The sequence below is a fragment of the Microbacterium sp. cx-59 genome (assembly GCF_020805625.1).
GTDB lineage: Bacteria > Actinomycetota > Actinomycetes > Actinomycetales > Microbacteriaceae > Microbacterium.
This window is the reverse complement of the sequence record NZ_JAJHGO010000011.1, coordinates 35,999-52,697: the sequence shown is the minus strand read 5'-3', so window position 1 is coordinate 52,697 and position 16,699 is coordinate 35,999. Positions and strand designations below refer to the sequence as shown.

Annotated in this window: 14 protein-coding genes; 2 read left to right on the top strand and 12 right to left on the bottom strand. The window is 71.3% G+C overall.

What is annotated here, in order from left to right; all coding sequences use genetic code 11:
* Window positions 1–25: 25 nt before the first annotated feature.
* On the top strand, window positions 26–1,423 hold the full coding sequence (locus LMI96_RS15210; protein ID WP_228362092.1) for an amidase: 1,398 nt from the start codon (window positions 26–28) through the stop codon (window positions 1,421–1,423).
* A gap of 107 nt (window positions 1,424–1,530) precedes the next feature.
* Here LMI96_RS15210 and prfA read toward each other — a convergent pair whose 3' ends face one another.
* The 10 genes from prfA to LMI96_RS15160 form a co-directional block, all read right to left on the bottom strand.
* Complete coding sequence (gene prfA / locus LMI96_RS15205) at window positions 1,531–2,607, bottom strand: peptide chain release factor 1 (protein ID WP_223723486.1); 1,077 nt, start codon at window positions 2,605–2,607, stop codon at window positions 1,531–1,533.
* Window positions 2,608–2,633: 26 nt separating this feature from the next.
* Window positions 2,634–4,760: a transcription termination factor Rho gene (rho, locus tag LMI96_RS15200; RefSeq protein WP_228362091.1), complete on the bottom strand. Its 2,127-nt coding sequence runs from the start codon at window positions 4,758–4,760 to the stop codon at window positions 2,634–2,636.
* Between the two features lie 185 nt (window positions 4,761–4,945).
* On the bottom strand, window positions 4,946–5,881 hold the full coding sequence (thrB, locus tag LMI96_RS15195) for a homoserine kinase (RefSeq protein ID WP_228362090.1): 936 nt from the start codon (window positions 5,879–5,881) through the stop codon (window positions 4,946–4,948).
* On the bottom strand, window positions 5,878–6,963 hold the full coding sequence (gene thrC / locus LMI96_RS15190; RefSeq protein ID WP_223723340.1) for a threonine synthase: 1,086 nt from the start codon (window positions 6,961–6,963) through the stop codon (window positions 5,878–5,880). The genes thrB and thrC overlap by 4 nt, the downstream gene beginning before the upstream one ends.
* 1 nt (window position 6,964) lies before the next feature.
* The gene (locus LMI96_RS15185; protein ID WP_223723339.1) at window positions 6,965–8,287 is read right to left on the bottom strand and encodes a homoserine dehydrogenase; all 1,323 of its coding nucleotides are present in this window, start codon (window positions 8,285–8,287) and stop codon (window positions 6,965–6,967) included.
* A complete protein-coding gene (gene lysA / locus LMI96_RS15180; protein ID WP_223723338.1) occupies window positions 8,284–9,696 on the bottom strand; it encodes a diaminopimelate decarboxylase in 1,413 nt (470 codons plus the stop codon). Before lysA ends, LMI96_RS15185 begins: the two co-directional genes overlap by 4 nt.
* Before the next feature lie 151 nt (window positions 9,697–9,847).
* Window positions 9,848–10,273, bottom strand: coding sequence for a GNAT family N-acetyltransferase (locus LMI96_RS15175; protein ID WP_228362089.1), 426 nt, complete (start codon window positions 10,271–10,273; stop codon window positions 9,848–9,850).
* 23 nt (window positions 10,274–10,296) lie between these two features.
* Complete coding sequence (locus LMI96_RS15170) at window positions 10,297–11,115, bottom strand: DUF2993 domain-containing protein (RefSeq protein ID WP_228362088.1); 819 nt, start codon at window positions 11,113–11,115, stop codon at window positions 10,297–10,299.
* 7 nt (window positions 11,116–11,122) lie between these two features.
* Window positions 11,123–12,805, bottom strand: coding sequence for an arginine--tRNA ligase (locus LMI96_RS15165; protein ID WP_228362087.1), 1,683 nt, complete (start codon window positions 12,803–12,805; stop codon window positions 11,123–11,125).
* Window positions 12,806–13,015: 210 nt separating this feature from the next.
* The gene (locus LMI96_RS15160) at window positions 13,016–13,822 is read right to left on the bottom strand and encodes a transglutaminase family protein (protein WP_223723499.1); all 807 of its coding nucleotides are present in this window, start codon (window positions 13,820–13,822) and stop codon (window positions 13,016–13,018) included.
* Window positions 13,823–13,913: 91 nt separating this feature from the next.
* Between LMI96_RS15160 and LMI96_RS15155 the strand changes: the two genes are divergently transcribed.
* On the top strand, window positions 13,914–14,684 hold the full coding sequence (locus tag LMI96_RS15155; RefSeq protein WP_223723500.1) for an SGNH/GDSL hydrolase family protein: 771 nt from the start codon (window positions 13,914–13,916) through the stop codon (window positions 14,682–14,684).
* Window positions 14,685–14,699: 15 nt separating this feature from the next.
* On the opposite strand, the gene LMI96_RS15150 is transcribed toward LMI96_RS15155, so the two are convergent.
* Complete coding sequence (locus LMI96_RS15150) at window positions 14,700–16,154, bottom strand: NAD(P)/FAD-dependent oxidoreductase (RefSeq protein WP_223723501.1); 1,455 nt, start codon at window positions 16,152–16,154, stop codon at window positions 14,700–14,702.
* Complete coding sequence (locus tag LMI96_RS15145) at window positions 16,151–16,681, bottom strand: SRPBCC domain-containing protein (RefSeq protein ID WP_223723502.1); 531 nt, start codon at window positions 16,679–16,681, stop codon at window positions 16,151–16,153. Before LMI96_RS15145 ends, LMI96_RS15150 begins: the two co-directional genes overlap by 4 nt.
* Window positions 16,682–16,699 lie beyond the last annotated feature (18 nt).

Below are 16,699 nucleotides of genomic sequence, written 5' to 3'. Positions count from 1 at the left end.
CGCCCGCCGCGGATACGCTCGGAGCATGACGGCGCTGCACGATCTTCCCGCGATCGAGCTGTCCCGGATGCTGCGCGACCGCGAGGTCGATCCGGTCGCGCTCACGGCCCATTACCTGCAACGCATCGCCGCGCTCGATGACCGCGTAGGTGCGTTCGTGGAGGTCACGGCGGATCGCGCACTCGCCCAGGCCGCGCAGGCCGATGCCGCGGTCGCCGGGCCGCTCCGGGGAATGCCGCTCGCCGATAAAGACCTGGTCGCCCGCGCGGGGGTGCCGACGCGGTACGGCTCGCGGGCGCGACGCGACTTCGTCCCGGAGCGCTCCGACGAGCTCGCTGCGGCACTCGACACCGCGGGAGCGGTGAATCTCGGGAAGACGGCGACGCCCGAGTTCGGCCTCACGGGCTATACCGAGACCTCGTTCACTCCCCCGACACGCGATCCGTGGAACACCGCCCACGGCGCCGGAGGGTCGAGCGGCGGCGCAGCCGCGGCCGTCGCGGCCGGCCTCCTCCCCCTGGCCGTGGGTTCGGACGGCGGCGGTTCGATCCGCATCCCGGCCGCGACGGTCGGGATCGTCGGACTGAAGCCCTCCCGCGGACGGATGCCGATCGGTTCTGGCATCGACTCGCTCGCCGGCCTCGCTGTCACCGGCCCGCTGGCGCGGACGGTGGCGGATGCGGCGTTCCTCGCGGACGCGCTCCACACGCTGCGGCCGCATCCGTTCGCCCTCACCGCCCCGGATCCGGGGCCTCTGCTGCCCGCCGCGCTCGCGCCGCGCGAAGGATTGCGCGTCGGCGTGACCACGGTCTCGCCGTGGGACGACGACGAGCAGATCGAGCTCGACCCCGCCGCGCGCGCCGCGGTGGAGCACGCCGCGGCCGTGCTGTCTGCGGCAGGGACGGGCGTCGACGAGTTCCGGTGGGCGCCCGTCGGCTACGCCGAGATGTTCCGCACGATCTGGCGCGCGAGCGCCGCCCGCCTCCCACTGTCGGAGGCGGACCTCGCGCTCGTCGAACCCATCACGGCGTGGTTGGTGCAGGAGGGCCGTGCCCTGCTCGCCACCCGGCTCCTCGACGCGTTGGCGTCCGCGGCGGCGTTCGAACGTCAGACGATCGCCGCATTCGCGCCGTTCGATGCGGTCCTGACCCCGGCGCTGGCGCAGAGTCCGCGCCCGATCGGCTGGTACGACCGCGAGAACGCCGAGCGCAATTTCGCGCAGCAGGTGCAGTACGCGCCGTACAGCAGCTTCGTCAACGTCGCGGGGCTGCCGGCGATCACGGTTCCGGTGACGACGGATGGCGCCGGCCACCCCGTCTCGGTGCAGCTCGTGGGTCGACCGGGCGGCGAAGCGGCGATCGTGTCGCTCGCGGCCGTGCTCGAGGCGCACCGGGGCGCGCTTCCGCATCCGCCGCTCTGGTAGCCCCGCGCCCCGTCCCCGTTGCGCCGTTCCTCACCCTCGTCGAGCCGCGTTCGCTTGCGATGGAGAGCGGCGCGGCGCGCGAGGGGCGCAGCGACGCGCGAGGGGGGTCAGTCGCCGGCGAGGGCGGCGAGCCGCGCCTCTTCGTCGGCGACGATCGCCGATTCGATGATCGGCTCGAGCGCGCCGTCCATCACCTGATCGAGGTTGTAGGCCTTGTACCCGGTGCGGTGGTCGGCGATGCGGTTCTCCGGGAAGTTGTAGGTACGGATGCGTTCCGACCGGTCCATCCCGCGGATCTGCGAGCGGCGGGCATCGGATGCGGCCGCATCCCGCTCCTCCTGCTGACGCGCCAGCAGACGCGCGCGGAGGACCCGCATGCCGGCCTCGCGGTTCTGCAGCTGAGACTTCTCGTTCTGCATCGACACGACGATCCCGGTGGGGACGTGCGTGATGCGGACGGCGGAGTCCGTGGTGTTGACCGACTGTCCGCCCGGACCCGAGGAGCGGAAGACGTCGATCTTCAGGTCGTTCGGGCTGATCGCGACCTCGTCGGGTTCGTCGACCTCGGGGAAGACGAGCACGCCGGTCGTCGAGGTGTGGATGCGCCCCTGCGACTCGGTGGCCGGCACCCGCTGCACGCGGTGCACGCCGCCCTCGTACTTGAGGTGCGCCCAGACCCCCTGAGCCGGGTCCGCGGACGAGCCCTTGATGGCGACCTGCACGTCCTTGTAGCCGCCGAGGTCTGATTCGGTGCGCTCGAGGAGCTCCGTCTTCCAGCCTTTGGCGGCGGCGTACTGCAGGTACATGCGCAGCAGATCCGCGGCGAACAGGGCGCTTTCCGCGCCGCCCTCGCCACCCTTGATCTCCATGATCACGTCACGCGCGTCATCCGGGTCCCGCGGGATGAGGAGTCGCCGGAGCTTCTCCTGCGTCGCATCGACCTTCTGCTCGAGCGCGGGGACCTCCTCGGCGAACGCGGCGTCCTCGCCCGCGAGCTCGCGCGCGGCCTCGAGGTCATCCGCTGCCGCCACCCAGGCCTCGTACGCGTGCACGATCTTGGAGAGCTCCGCGTACCGGCGGTTGACCCGCTTTGCGCGCGCAGCATCCGCGTGGACGGCCGGGTCGGAGAGTTCCTCCTGGACGGCTTTGTGCTCGTCCAGGAGGCCCTTCACGGACTCGAACATGCCGGTGTCGGACACGACGGGACCGGTCAGCGGATGCTGTTCTCGTGCCCGTGCGAGTGACCACCGGCGGTGGGCGCCGGCATCGACTTCTGCATCTGCACGAGGAACTCGACGTTCGACTGCGTCTCCTTGAGCTTGCCGAGCACGACTTCCAGCGCCTGCTGGGGGTCGAGGCCCGCGAGCGCGCGGCGGAGCTTCCAGGTGATCTTGACCTCGTCGGCCGAGAGCAGCATCTCTTCGCGTCGGGTGCTCGACGCGTTCACGTCGACCGCCGGGAAGATGCGCTTGTCGGCCAGCTGGCGCGACAGACGCAGTTCACTGTTGCCGGTGCCCTTGAACTCCTCGAAGATGACGTCGTCCATCTTGGACCCGGTCTCCACGAGCGCGGTCGCGAGGATCGTGAGCGATCCGCCGTTCTCGATGTTGCGCGCCGCGCCGAAGAACCGCTTGGGCGGGTACAGCGCCGACGCGTCAACGCCGCCCGAGAGCACGCGGCCGCTGGTGGGCGCGGTGACGTTGTACGCGCGGCCGAGGCGGGTGATCGAGTCGAGCAGCACGACGACGTCGCGACCGAGCTCGACGAGACGCTTGGCGCGCTCGATGGCGAGTTCGGCGACCGTGGTGTGGTCTTCTGCGGGGCGGTCGAAGGTCGAGGCGATGACCTCGCCCTTGACGGTGCGCTGCATGTCGGTGACCTCTTCGGGCCGCTCGTCGACGAGCACGACCATGAGGTGGACCTCGGGGTTGTTCGTCGCGATCGCGTTGGCGATCTGCTGCAGCACGATGGTCTTGCCCGCCTTCGGCGGGGCGACGATCAGGCCGCGCTGTCCCTTGCCGATCGGGGCGACGAGATCGATGATGCGCTGCGTGAGCTTCTCGTGACCCGTCTCGAGACGCAGACGCTCCTGCGGGTAGAGGGGCGTCAGCTGGCCGAACTCGACGCGCTCGGCAGCGTCTTCGACGGAGAGCCCGTTGATCGAGTCGACCTTCACGAGCGCGTTGTACTTCTGGCGCCCGGACTGCTCGCCCTCACGCGGCTGCTTGATCGCGCCCACGACGGCGTCACCCTTGCGGAGGTTGTACTTCTTGACCTGACCGAGCGAGACGTAGACGTCGCTCTGGCCGGGCAGGTAGCCCGTCGTGCGCACGAAGGCGTAGTTGTCGAGCACGTCGAGCACACCCGCGATCGGGATGAGGACGTCGTCCTCGCCGATCTCGGTGTCGAACTCGTCGTTCTGGGCCTGGCCGCGACGCTTGTTGCGCTGACGTCCGCGGCCACCGGCCTGCGAGTCGTCGTCGTCGGATGCGGCGGCCGCCGGCGCGTTCTGCACCTGAGGAGCCTGGCGGGCCTCGCGGGCCGGAGCGGCCTCGCCGTTCTGGCGCGCCTCTCCGCTCTCACGGCGGTTGCGGTTCCGGTTGCGGCTACGGCTACGGCTGCGACTGGGCTGCTCCGTGTCGTCGCCGTTGTCGTTGGCGCTGTCGCTGTCGTTGGTGTTCTCACCGGCGACGTCGGACGCGGCGGCCGGAGCCTGCGCGGTCGGCGCCTCTGCCGTGGCAGCGTCCGCTGCATCGGCGACCGGGGCCTCCGAGACGGGCGCGTCGGCCGCGACGGACGATGCCGCGTCGGACGCGGGGGTCTCGTCGGCGGCCGGCTCAGCGGCGACCTTCGGCTTGCGGGTGCGGCGAGGGGGCTTGCGGGCAGCAGGCGCCTCGACGGCCTCGTCGGACGCGGCGTCGGCCGGCGCGCTGTCGACCGGTGCGTCGGCACCGGCTTCGGCGACGGCGGCTTCTGCGACGACTGGCTCGGCAGCGTCGGCCGCGTTCCCCTCTGCGGGAGCGACCGCGGTGGCGTCGGTTTCGGCCGCAGCATCGGCGGCGGCTTCCGCGTCGGCCGCTGCCGCAGCTTCGGCCTCGGCGGCAGCAGCCTCGGCGGCAGCTGCATCCGCGGCTGCCTTCTCGGCGACGTCGGCGCTCTTCGCGCGGCGCGGCGCACGCTTGCGCGGCGCCTTCACCGGCTCGGCAGCGGCCGGCTCGGTCGCGACGTCGGCCGTGGCCGGAGCCTCAGCCGAGGCGGTGACCGTGTCGACGGCGTCCGAGGCGGATGCGGTGTCGGTGTTCGGTTCGGTGGACTGGATCTCGGAGACAGACTCCACGAGTACTCCCTTGTGATACGAGTCGATGCACGTGACCACTCAAAACGTCCGATGGACAGACGTCCGCCCGCGTCCGGCGCTCACTCGGAGCTGTCTTCGACACGGTCGTAAGGACGCGTCTCAGGACGGATGCAGGGGATCACGCGGTGGTTCGCAGATTGCGACGGAGGCCAGATACACGCTGGTTACGTGGCACCCTCCGCGTTGTCCCTCACTGTACCACCCTTGAAGTCGACGGCGAGCATGAGCGCCTCCCACGGAGTGTCCGTGATCGAGGCCGCCAGCTCGGCCGCTTCGAGACGCCGGCCGGGCCCGTCGGCGAGCACCAGCACGCTGGGTCCGGCTCCCGAGACGACCGCGGCGAAGCCCGCGCGACGCAGCGCCTGCACGAGCCGGTCGGTCTCCGGCATGGCCGCCGCCCGGTAGCTCTGATGCAGCTTGTCTTCCGTTGCGGCCATCAGGAGTTCAGGACTCTGGGTGAGTGCGGCGATCAGCAGAGCCGACCGCGACACGTTGAAGACGGCGTCCTCGCGCGAGAACTGTGCGGGCTGCAGCCCGCGCGCAACCGAGGTCGACATCGTGAACTCGGGCACGAACACGATCGGGGAGACGCCGCGGTGCACGAGGAGCTTCTTGTGCTGCGGTCCGCCTTCGTCGACCCAGGCGATCGTGAGACCGCCGAAGAGTGCCGGGGCGACGTTGTCGGGGTGCCCTTCGAGCTCGGTCGCGAGGCGCAGCAGTGTGTCCGGGCCGAAGTCGACGTCACCGGCGAGCAGCCCCTGCGCCGCCAGCAGTCCCGAGACGACGGCCGCACCGGAGGAGCCCATCCCCCGCCCGTGCGGAATGACGTTCCGCGCCCGCAGGATGAGTCCGGGAAGCGGACGGTCGGCGGCCTCGAACGCGTACGCGATCGCTCGGACGACCAGGTGCGACGCATCGCGCGGCACCGCCTCGGCGCCCGCACCCTCGACCTCGATCTCGAGCACCGCCTCGGGCGCAGCGGTCACCTCGAGCTCGTCGTACACGCTGAGTGCGAGGCCCAGCGTGTCGAATCCCGGGCCGAGATTGGCGCTCGTGGCGGGAACCCGCACCGAGACGCTGCGGCCCAGGGTTGTGGTCACGCCCCGGTCTCCGGGGCGAGTTCGAGCACGGATGCGACCTCGGAGACCTCGGCGTCGACGACCGTCGGGGTCACGTCCGAGCCGTCGGGCTGGCGGAGTGCCCACTGCGGGTCCTTTAGGCCGTGGCCGGTGACGGTCAGAACGACGCGCGCACCGGCGGGGATGAGACCCGCCTCGGCCCGGTCGAGCAGCCCGGCGACCGAGATGGCGGATGCCGGTTCCACGAAGATGCCGACCTGCTCCGAGAGCAGCTTCTGCGCGGCGAGGATGCGGTCGTCTTCGATGGCACCGAACCACCCGTCCGTCGCGTCGCGCGCTTCCAGAGCGAGGTGCCAGGAGGCGGGGTTGCCGATCCGGATGGCGCTGGCCACCGTCTCCGGGTTCTTCACGATCTCGCCGCGGACGAGAGGCGCGGAACCGGCGGCCTGGAGGCCGAACATCCGCGGGATCGTCGTGGAGACGCCGCGCTCGAGCTCTTCGCGGTAGCCGCGCGTGTACGCGGTGTAGTTGCCCGCGTTGCCGACCGGGATGAAGTGGAAGTCGGGCGCGTCGCCGAGCTGCTCGACGATCTCGTACGCGGCGGTCTTCTGCCCGTCGATCCGGTCGGGGTTCACCGAGTTCACCAGGTGCACCGGGTAGTGGTCGGCGAGCTCACGGGCGATCTCGAGGCAGTCGTCGAAGTTTCCACGGATCTGGATCAGCCGACCGCCGTGCGCGACGGCCTGGCTCAGCTTGCCCATCGCGATCTTGCCCTCGGGCACGAGGACCGCCGCGGTGATTCCGGCGTGGGCGGCGTACGCGGCGGCGGATGCGGACGTGTTGCCCGTCGACGCGCAGATCACGGCCTTCGCTCCGTGCTCGACGGCCCGCGAGAGGGCGACCGTCATCCCGCGGTCCTTGAAGGATCCGGTCGGGTTCATTCCCTCGAACTTGACCCAGACGTCGGCACCCGTCAGGCGCGACAGGGCGGGGGCGGGCAGGAGCGGCGTGCCGCCCTCGCCGAGGGTGACGACCGTCGAGTTCTCGGTCACACCGAGACGGTCCGCGTATTCACGGAGGACTCCGCGCCAGACGTGTGCCATGTCAGTTCCCTTCCACGCGCAGCACCGACACGACCCGTTCGACGACGTCGCTCTGAGCGAGTCGCGCCACGGTGTCGCTGAGGTCCTGCTCGCGTGCTTTGTGCGTTCCGATGACCAGTCGCGCGCGCGCCCCGGCCTCTCCGTCATCGGCGATGACGGTCTGCTCCACGGTCGCGATGGATACGCGACCCTCGCTCAGCGTGGTCGCGATGGTCGCGAGCACACCCTGCTTGTCGTCGACCTCGAGCGTGATCTGGTACTGCGTCACCGCGTGCCCGATCTCGAGCACGGGCAGGTTCGCCCGCGTCGACTCTCCGACGCCCACGCCGCCCGCGATGTGCCGGCGCGCGGCCGAGACGACATCGCCGAGAACGGCGGATGCGGTCTGCACTCCCCCGGCGCCCGCGCCGTAGAACATCAGGCTGCCGGCGGCCTCGGCTTCGACGAAGACCGCGTTGTTCGCGCCGTGCACGCTCGCCAGCGGGTGCTCGCGGGGAACCAGGGCCGGGTAGACGCGCACCGAGATGGCCTCGCCCGTCGGGGATTCGTGCCCGCTGAGGCGTTCGCAGACGGCCAGGAGCTTGATGACGTAGCCGGCACGGCGGGCCGCATCCATCATCGTCGTCGTGATCTCGGTGATGCCCTCGCGGTGCACGGCCTCGAGCGGGACGGCCGTGTGGAAGGCCAGAGACGCGAGAATCGCGGCCTTCTGCGCGGCGTCGTACCCCTCGACGTCGGCCGTCGGGTCGGATTCGGCGTAGCCGAGCGCCTGCGCCTGCGCGAGCACCTCGTCGAACGCAGCGCCCTCGGTGTCCATCCGGTCGAGGATGTAGTTCGTCGTGCCGTTGACGATGCCCATGATCCGCTGCACGCGGTCCCCGGCGAGCGAGTCGCGGAGCGGGCGGATGATCGGGATGGCGCCGGCGGCGGCTGCCTCGTAGTAGACCTGCGCGCCCACCTGGTCGGCGGCGTCGAAGATCTCCGGGCCGTGGGTCGCCAGCAGTGCCTTGTTCGCCGTCACGACATCGGCGCCCGAGTTGATGGCCTGAAGGAGGTGGGTGCGGGCGGGCTCGATGCCGCCGATCAACTCGATCACGATGTCGGCGCCGACGATGAGGGACTCCGCGTCCGTCGTGAACAGCTCTTCCGGGAGGTCGGTATCGCGGGGTGCGTCGAGATTCCGGACGGCGATGCCGGCCAGTTGCAGGCTCGCGCCCGCGCGGTCGGCGAGCTCGTCGCCGTGCTTGAGCAGCAGCGCGGCGACCTGCGAGCCGACGGCTCCGGCGCCCAGGAGCGCGACGCGCAGATGGCGGTAGTCGGTCATGCCTCACCTTTCGTGACGGTCGCGCCGGCGTCGCGGGCGAGGAGGTCATCGACCGTCTCGCCGCGGACGATGACCCGTGCGCGTCCTTCGCGCACCGCGACCACAGCGGGCCTCGGTGCGTAGTTGTAGTTGCTGGAGAGCGAGAAGCAGTAGGCGCCCGTGGCGGGAACGGCCAGCAGATCGCCGGGGGCGACATCACCCGGGAGGTACTCGGCGTCGACCACGATGTCGCCGGATTCGCAGTGCGACCCCACGACGCGGACGAGCTCCGGGTCCCCGGCTCCCGCACGCGATGCCAGGCGCGCGGAGTACTGCGCGCCGTACAGGGCCGGGCGCGCGTTGTCGCTCATTCCGCCGTCGACGCTCACGTAGGTGCGCGTGGTGTCGCCGCCGAGCGCGACCGGCTTGACCGTTCCGATCTCGTACAGCGTCACCCCCGCCGGCCCGACGATCGAGCGACCGGGCTCGAACGCGAGGCGCGGAAGCGCGATGCCGTGCGCCGCGCAGGCGGCGGCGACCGCATCCACGATCGCGTCGGCGAGCTCTTCGATGACCGCCGGCTCGTCGACCCGCGTGTACGCGATGCCGAAGCCGCCGCCGAGGTTCAGCACGGGAAGGTCTCCGCCGGCCAGAAGCTCAGCGTGCAGCGCGACGAGTCGCTCGGCGGATGCGGCGAAGCCCGCGGCGCCGAAGATCTGCGACCCGATGTGGCAGTGCAGGCCGATCAGCTCGAGCCCCGGCACCTCGCGCACGCGCGCAGCGGCCACGCGCGCCGCATCCGGGGAGAACCCGAACTTCTGGTCTTCGTGGGCGGTCGCGAGGAAGTCGTGGGTCTCGGCGTGGATGCCGGTGTTGACCCGGATGAGGACGGGCTGACCGCTCTGGCGACCTGCCGTGATCTGCGCGAGCCGGGAGATCTCGTCGAGGCTGTCGACGACGATCGATCCGATGCCGATGTCGACGGCGCGGCGCAGCTGCGCGGCACTCTTGTTGTTGCCGTGGTAGCCGAGCCGGTCGGGGGACGCACCGCCGGCGAGCGCGACGGCCAGTTCGCCGGCACTGCAGACGTCGACCGTCAATCCCTCGCCCATGACCCAACGCACGACCTCGGTCGAGAGGAACGCCTTGCCCGCGTAGTAGACGCGAGCCTCCGTGCCGTGCCGCGCGGCCGCGGCCTCGAACGCGGCACGCGTGCGCCGGGCGCGGGTGCGCACCTCGTCCTCGTCGAGCACATATAGGGGCGTGCCGTAGGTCGCTGCGAGCTCCCCCACGGAAACGCCCGCGATCTCCAGTTCGCCCTCCGGACGACGCCGCGACGAGTGCGGCCAGACGCCCGCCGCGAGGTCGTTCGGGTCGGTCGGGACTTCGAGCCACGCCGGCACAACGGGCCGGGACGACGAAGCGGACACGGGGATACCCAATCGGTGGTGGCTGCAGAGACGACGTGATCGGGTCCGGCCACGGGTGCCGCCGCGACACGCCGTCGCGAGTGAGTCGAGTCTAGGGCACGGCCTATGCCGCACCCGTCATGCGGGCACGCATCGCGGCCGTCCGCATCGGTCAGAGACCGATGCGTCGCTCCATCATCCGATCGGGAGCGGCGAGCGCCGTGAACCCGTTGGCGGCGTAGAGGCCGTGCGCGTCGGCGGTCGCGAGCAATGTGCGGCGAAGGTGCAGGGGCTCGATGTCGGCCAGCGCTCCGCGAACCAGCATCTTGCCCACGCCGTTGCCCCGTTCCGCCGGGTCGACGAACACGTCGCAGAGCCACGCGAAGGTCGCGTTGTCGGTGACGATCCGCGCGAACGCGACCTGCGCGCCCGTGTCGCGTCGACGCACCCCGTAGTTGCGCGATGCATCCATCGCCGCGTCCTGCATCTCCCGCGGACGCCCGAGCGCCCAGTAGGCCTGCTCGCTCAGCCAGCGGTGCACGAGATCGCGATCGAGGTCGGCCGGGTCAGCGGTGAAGACGTAGAGGTCGGAACTCATCCGGCCGACGCTACCAGCGTCGCTCAGGCGCAGGTGCCCTTGGCGCGTTGACCCGCATCCGTCAGCAGAGTGCCGTCGACCGCGAAGTCCGCCACGAGTACGGAACCCTCCACCCGCACCGCCTGCAACGGCACGCCCGCGGGCAGATACTGCGCGATGCACACCCGCCATCCCTGCAGGAGGGGGTCGGCGAGCGCGCCGAACCGTTCGCGCACACCGTCGGCGGTGATGTCGGCGCCCGCGAGCTGCAGCGCGGCGGGGCTGAGCACCAGGTCGCCGTCGGCCGCGGAGGGAGTGAGTGCGATCTGCAGCGGGATCGCCGCACCGAAGAGCGACAGCTCGGTCGAGGCGGTGACGTTCGGAGCGGCCAGACCCACGGATTCCGCGGGCAGCCCGTCGACCGTCGCGAGGAGCGAGCGCACCTGCTGCTCGTCGAGAGTGACGGTCGCGGCACCATCCGCCATCGTGGGCCCGTCCCAGATCTTCACCTGGCGAAGATCCACCGAGATGTCACCGCTCACGTCGCCGACCGTGACGTCGTCGGAAGACAGCCGCACCTCGTCGATCGTGCCCGCGGCGAGCTGGAAGAGCACGGAACCGGGGATGTCGACATCCACCTCCTGATCCGCCGGCAGAGCGAGGCGCGAGACCACCTGCTGCTGCACGCCCTTCGTGATGAGGTCGCGGGCGATCCACTCCCCCGCGAAGAACGCGGCGACGATCAGGGCGAGCACGACGAGGATCGCGACGAGCCACGGCCACCGGCGATGACGACGACGAGCGACCGGCTGCTCGCGCCACTCCGAGGGGAACGGTTCGGTGGGCTGCGTGTCGGCGCTCATCGCCCGCTCACATCCGTTCGGGCGCGCTCACGCCGAGCAGGTCGAGACCGTTGCGCAGCACCTGACCGGTGGCGTCGTTGAGCCAGAGCCGCGTGCGGTGCAGATCGGTCGGCTGCTCGTCGCCGAGGGGGATCACCCGGCAGCTGTCGTACCAGCGGTGGTACAGGCCGGCGAGCTCCTCGAGGTAGCGGGCGATGCGGTGCGGCTCGCGCACGTCGGCGGCGAACGCCACCAGACGCGGGAACTCCTGCAGCGCGCCGAGCAGCGCGGATTCGGTCTCGTGCGTGAGCGCCTCGGGAGCGAAGGCGCTCCGATCGATCCCGGATGCGGCGGCGTTCCGGGCGACGTTGTGCGTACGGGCGTGGGCGTACTGCACGTAGAAGACCGGATTGTCGTTCGTGCGCTTCTGCAGGATCTCGGGATCGAGCGTGAGCGGCGAATCGGCCGGATAGCGGCCCAGCGAGTAGCGGAGGGCGTCGGTGCCGAGCCAAGACTGCAGGTCATCGAGCTCGATGATGTTGCCCGCGCGCTTGGACAGCTTCGCGCCGTTGATCGAGACGAGCTGGCCGATCAGCACCTCGATGTCCTTTTCGGGGTCATCTCCCGCCGCGCCCGCGAGCGCCTTGAGGCGGTGCACGTAGCCGTGGTGGTCGGCTCCGAGCAGGTAGATCTTGTGCGCGAAGCCGCGGTCTCCCTTATTCAGGTAGTACGCCGCATCGGCGGCGAAGTAGGTGTACTCGCCGTTCGAGCGGCGGATGACACGGTCCTTGTCGTCGCCGAAGTCGGTGGTGCGCACCCACACGGCACCCTCGTCGTCGAACACGTGGCCCTGGACGCGGAGTCGCTCGACCGCCTCGTCGACGAGGCTCGGTTCTCCGGCCGCTCCCGCCGCGTGCAGCACGCGCTCGGAGAACCAGACGTCGAAGTGCACGTTGAACCGCTCGAGCGAGGCCTGGATCTCACCGAGCTGCAGCTCGTACGCGCGCTCGGTGACGAAGGCGAGCTGCGCGGCCGGGTCGAGCTCGACGAGTCCGCCCGGGGTTCCCTCGACGGGCAGATCGCGCACCCGTGCGCCCAGCGTCTGGATGTACTCGCCCGCGTAGCCGTCCTCGGGGATGGGCTGCCCGAGCGCGGCGGCGAGCACGGAGCGCCCGAAGCGCTCCATCTGCGCGCCCGCGTCGTTGATGTAGAACTCCCGCACGAGGGTCGCGCCGCTCGCGAGCAGCAGCCGAGCGATCGCATCGCCGAGCGCCGCCCAGCGCGTGTGGCCGATGTGCAGCGGTCCCGTGGGGTTCGCGCTCACGAACTCGAGGTTGATGGTGTTGCCCCGCTGCGACGAGTTCGTGCCGAACGCAGCGCCCGCCTCGACGATGACCTTCGCGAGCGCACCGGCGGCCGCCGCATCCAGACGGATGTTGATGAATCCGGGACCGGCGACGTCGACCGCCGCGATGCCGGCGACGTCCGCGAGGGGCCCGGCGATCTCGGCTGCGAACTCACGCGGGTTCGCGCCGAGGGACTTCGCGAGCTTCAGCGCGATGTTCGAGGACCAGTCGCCGTGGTCCCGGTTCTTCGGACGATCGAGGACGATGTCGGAGACCGACAGCTCGGCGGCGGCGCCGGGGCGTCGCGCCTCGGCGAGCGGGGCGACGACGGCGAGCAGGGCGGCGGAGAGCTGTTCGGGATCCATAGCCCGCCCATTCTACGTTCGCGCCGCCGCCCTCCCCTTCCCCGCGAGACGGGATCTTCGCGCCGAGCAACCAGGGGGCCCACCCCCCGCACGCCCCGCCCCCCCCGCACCACCTCCCCCGCGAGCCGGGATCTCCGCGCCGAGACCGTGGGGTAACCCCCCGGTCTCGGCGCCCCGATCCCGTCTCGCGGTCACAAAGGGACGCGCGGGTCAGGTGAGCTGGACGGGCGCGTGCGGGTCGTCGGAGACGGATGCGGTGACCGCATCCGTCTGCCAGGCGTCGACGTGCAGACGCTCGAGGCCCACGTTTCCACCGTGGTAGCTGAGGAACGCGCAGTCCGCCGCGTCGCGGCCGGTGGCGATGCGCACGAGCGAGTCGCGGGGCGCGAGACGGGTGGCATCGATGACGTACCAGGCGCCGTCGAGGTAGGCCTCGGCCACCGCGTGGAAGTCCATCGGGTCGAGTCCGGGGGCGAAGCATGCGGCGTAGCGCGCGGGCACGTCCATCGCCCGGAGCAGCGCGATGACGACGTGCGCGTAGTCGCGGCAGACGCCCTGCCCGGTCATGAGAGTGGTGACCGCGCTGTCGGTGCCGAGACTCAGCCCCGGCGTGTAGGTCACACTCGTCGCGACGAAGTCGGAGACGGCATCGAGCAGCGCAAAGCCCTCGAGCCCCCGGAACTGGCGCCGCGCCTGCGCGAACACCTCATCGGACTGGCAGTACCTGCTCGGCCGCAGGTAGGTGATGGTCTCCAGATCGCTCCCCCGAGCCGGCGCAGCACGCCCCGACACGGTCGCGTCGTAGCGGACCTCGAGCAGGCCCGGCTCCGCCGTGAAGCGGTGCAGCCGGCTTCCGGACTGGTCGACGATCTCGGTCGGCGTGTAGATGCGCTCGCCCTGACGGAAGGTCAACTGCTCGCTCGTCACGGGCATGGTCTGGGCCGCCGTGATCTGGAAGATGAGGTCGACCGACGACCCGAGTTCGAGATCCATTTCAGCGGTCACAGCGCGTTCCACCGAGTCATCCTCGCACGCCGAGAAGTCGGTTCGGAGTCGAGGCGTGACGGACGCGTGACGCCGGGCGCGCCGCACGTCGTACGCTCGTCGCATGGCCCGCCCCTCCCGCGCCCGCGCTCGACGTTCCCTCGTCGCGCTGAGCGGGTTCGCGGCGGCCATCGCCGTCGTGTGCGCCCTCGCGCTCTGGCACCCGTGGGCGGCGAGCGACGCGACGGTCGGCCGCGCCGAAGCCGTTCCCGCCGAGGCCCTCGCGGTGGCCCCGCTGGTGCTTCCGGAGAACCCCCGCGTGCTCGTGTTCGGCGACTCCTGGACCTACGGTTCGGCAGCGACCGTACCCACCGACGGCTACGCCTACGTCGTGGCCGGGCTCATCCGCGGCGAGACGATCGTCGACGGGGTGCGCGGCAGCGGCTACCTCGTGCCGGGACTCGAGGGCATCGGCACGTTCGGCGAGCGCATCGCGCGGCTCGACCCGGACCTGGATCCCGACCTGATCGTCGTGCAGGGTTCGATCAACGACCGCCGCGAGCCGGCGGAGGGCTACGCGGATGCGGTCGGCGCCGCCTGGGACGCCCTGACCGCGCGGTACCCGTCGACTCCGATCGTGATCCTCGGGCCCGCCCCGCAGGTGCTGCCGGTGGAAGACGCGACCGCCCGCATCGACCGCACCCTGGCGGGGCTCGCGGCATCGCGCGGGTGGGCGTACATCTCACCCGTCACGGAGCAGTGGATCAGCCCGGCCGACTACGGGTGGATCATCGACACCGGCGAGATCGGCCGCAACCACCCGACGACGGCCGGACACGCGTATCTCGCCGAGCGCCTCGCGCGTGCCCTGGCGAGCCTCGCCCCCGCATCCTGAGCCCTGCGCAGGGCGTCAGACCGGTGAGAGGTCGGGCAGGAATCGGGTGCCGAACTCGTGCCGGAGCGCACTCCGCGCCGCCCACCAACCCCCTAGTCCGTGCACACCCGGCCCGGGACTCGTCGACGCCGAGCAGAGGTAGACGCCCTTCATGGGGGTGCGCCACGGGTCCGGGCTCAGCGTCGGCCGGCGCAGCAGTTGGAGCAGGCTGGGGGCGCCCGCGGAGATGTCGCCGCCCGGGTAGTTGGGGTTGTCGCGAGATATCTCGACGGCGTTGCGCGAGTGCGACGCGAGGATCGTGTCGCGGAATCCGGGCGCGAACCGCTCGATCTGACGGACGATGGCCTCCTCGCGATCGGCGGGGGACCCTGCCGGCACGTGCGTGTAGGCCCACAGCGTGTGGGCATCTCCCGGGGCCCGCCCGGAATCGAAAAGGGACGGCTGCGTGACGAGCACGTAAGGGGCCTCGCTCAGGCGCCCCGCCGAGACCGCGTTCTCGGATGCGGCGACCTCCGCCCGCGTACCGCCGACGTGCACCGTCGCGGTGCGGCGGAGCGACGCATTCGCCCACGGCACGGGGTCGGAGAGCGCGAAGTCGACCTTCGCGACCCCGCCGCCGTAGCGGAAGCGTTCGAGCGCGGCCCGATAGGGGGTCGGGATCGCGTCGCCCGCCATCCGGATCAGTGCGTCGGGAGTGACGTCGAGCAGCACCGCGCGCGCGGGCGGCAGCTCGGCGAGCGACCGCACCTCGTGCCCCGTGACGATCTCGCCGCCGTGGGCGCGCAGGTCGTCGGCCATCGCGTCGATGATGGCCCCACTGCCGCCGATGGGCACCGGCCATCCGCGCGCGTGTCCGTAGGCGGCGAGCGCCAGACCGCCGCCCGCCCCGGCGATGCTCGGCTGGCGCAGAATCGTGTGCGCCGCAACGCCGGTCATCAGCGCGGGCGCGTTCTCTTCGCGGAAGCGCAGGTTCCACAGCGGCGAGCCCTGCTCGAGCGCGCGCAGGCCGAAGCGGAGGGCGGTGACCGGGTCGCCGGGCACGCGCAGCAGCGAACCGCCGGTGAAGTCGGCGACGGATGCGGAGTGCCGGGCCAGCGGCGCCATCACGCGCGCATAGGCGGGCCCGTCGACGCCGAGCTCGGCCGCCGTCCGGCCGAGATCACGGTAGGCGACGACCGCGCGGCCGCCGTCCAACGGGTGCGCGTAGGAGATGTCGGGCACGGCGAACTCGACGCGCGAGGCCAGCGCGAACTCCCGGAAGAACCGCGACTCGAACGCCAGCGGATGCACCGCGGAGCACACGTCGTGCAGGAATCCGGGCAGGGTCAGCTCCCGGGTGGCCGCGCCCCCGCCCGCGTGGTCCGACCGTTCGTACACGCGCACCTGGAGCCCCGCGCGGGCGAGGGTCACGGCGGCGGCCATCCCGTTCGGCCCGCTGCCGACGACCACGACATCGAGTTCCGCCGTCACGACGTCGACGCGCCTTCCCCGCGGGGTGCGGGCGAGTCGTCTTCCGCCGTCTCCGAGATCTCTCGGTCGGCGGTGCTCGCCCCGACCGAATGGGCGGGGATGCCCTCGGCCAGGTAGGCGAGTCGGTGCAGCGTCTCGGCGTTGCGCCAGCGGAGCGGGATGTCGAGCAGCGGCCCGGGGATCCACGCCCCCGGCCCCGCCACCGCTTCCTCCTGGATGCGGACGAGGGTCTTCTCGCCGTGCGCCTTCACGTCGATCGCGACGCGCGCCTCCCCCATCGGCCACCCCTTGGCGCGGAGCACGAAGCGTCGTCCGGCCTCGTACTCGAGCACCTCGGTGACGTCATCGATGAGAGCCGGCCAGACCCCGAACGAATGGTGAAGCCGGGAACCGACGGCCGGCCAGTCGCCGGAAACGTCCCGCATCCGGGACGCGCCGACCACCCACACCGGGAACAACCACCCGTTGTCGAAGACCCGGAAGACATCCTCCGGGGTGCAGGCCAGGATCCTCACGTTGCGAGCCATACGTCATCCTTTCTCGGA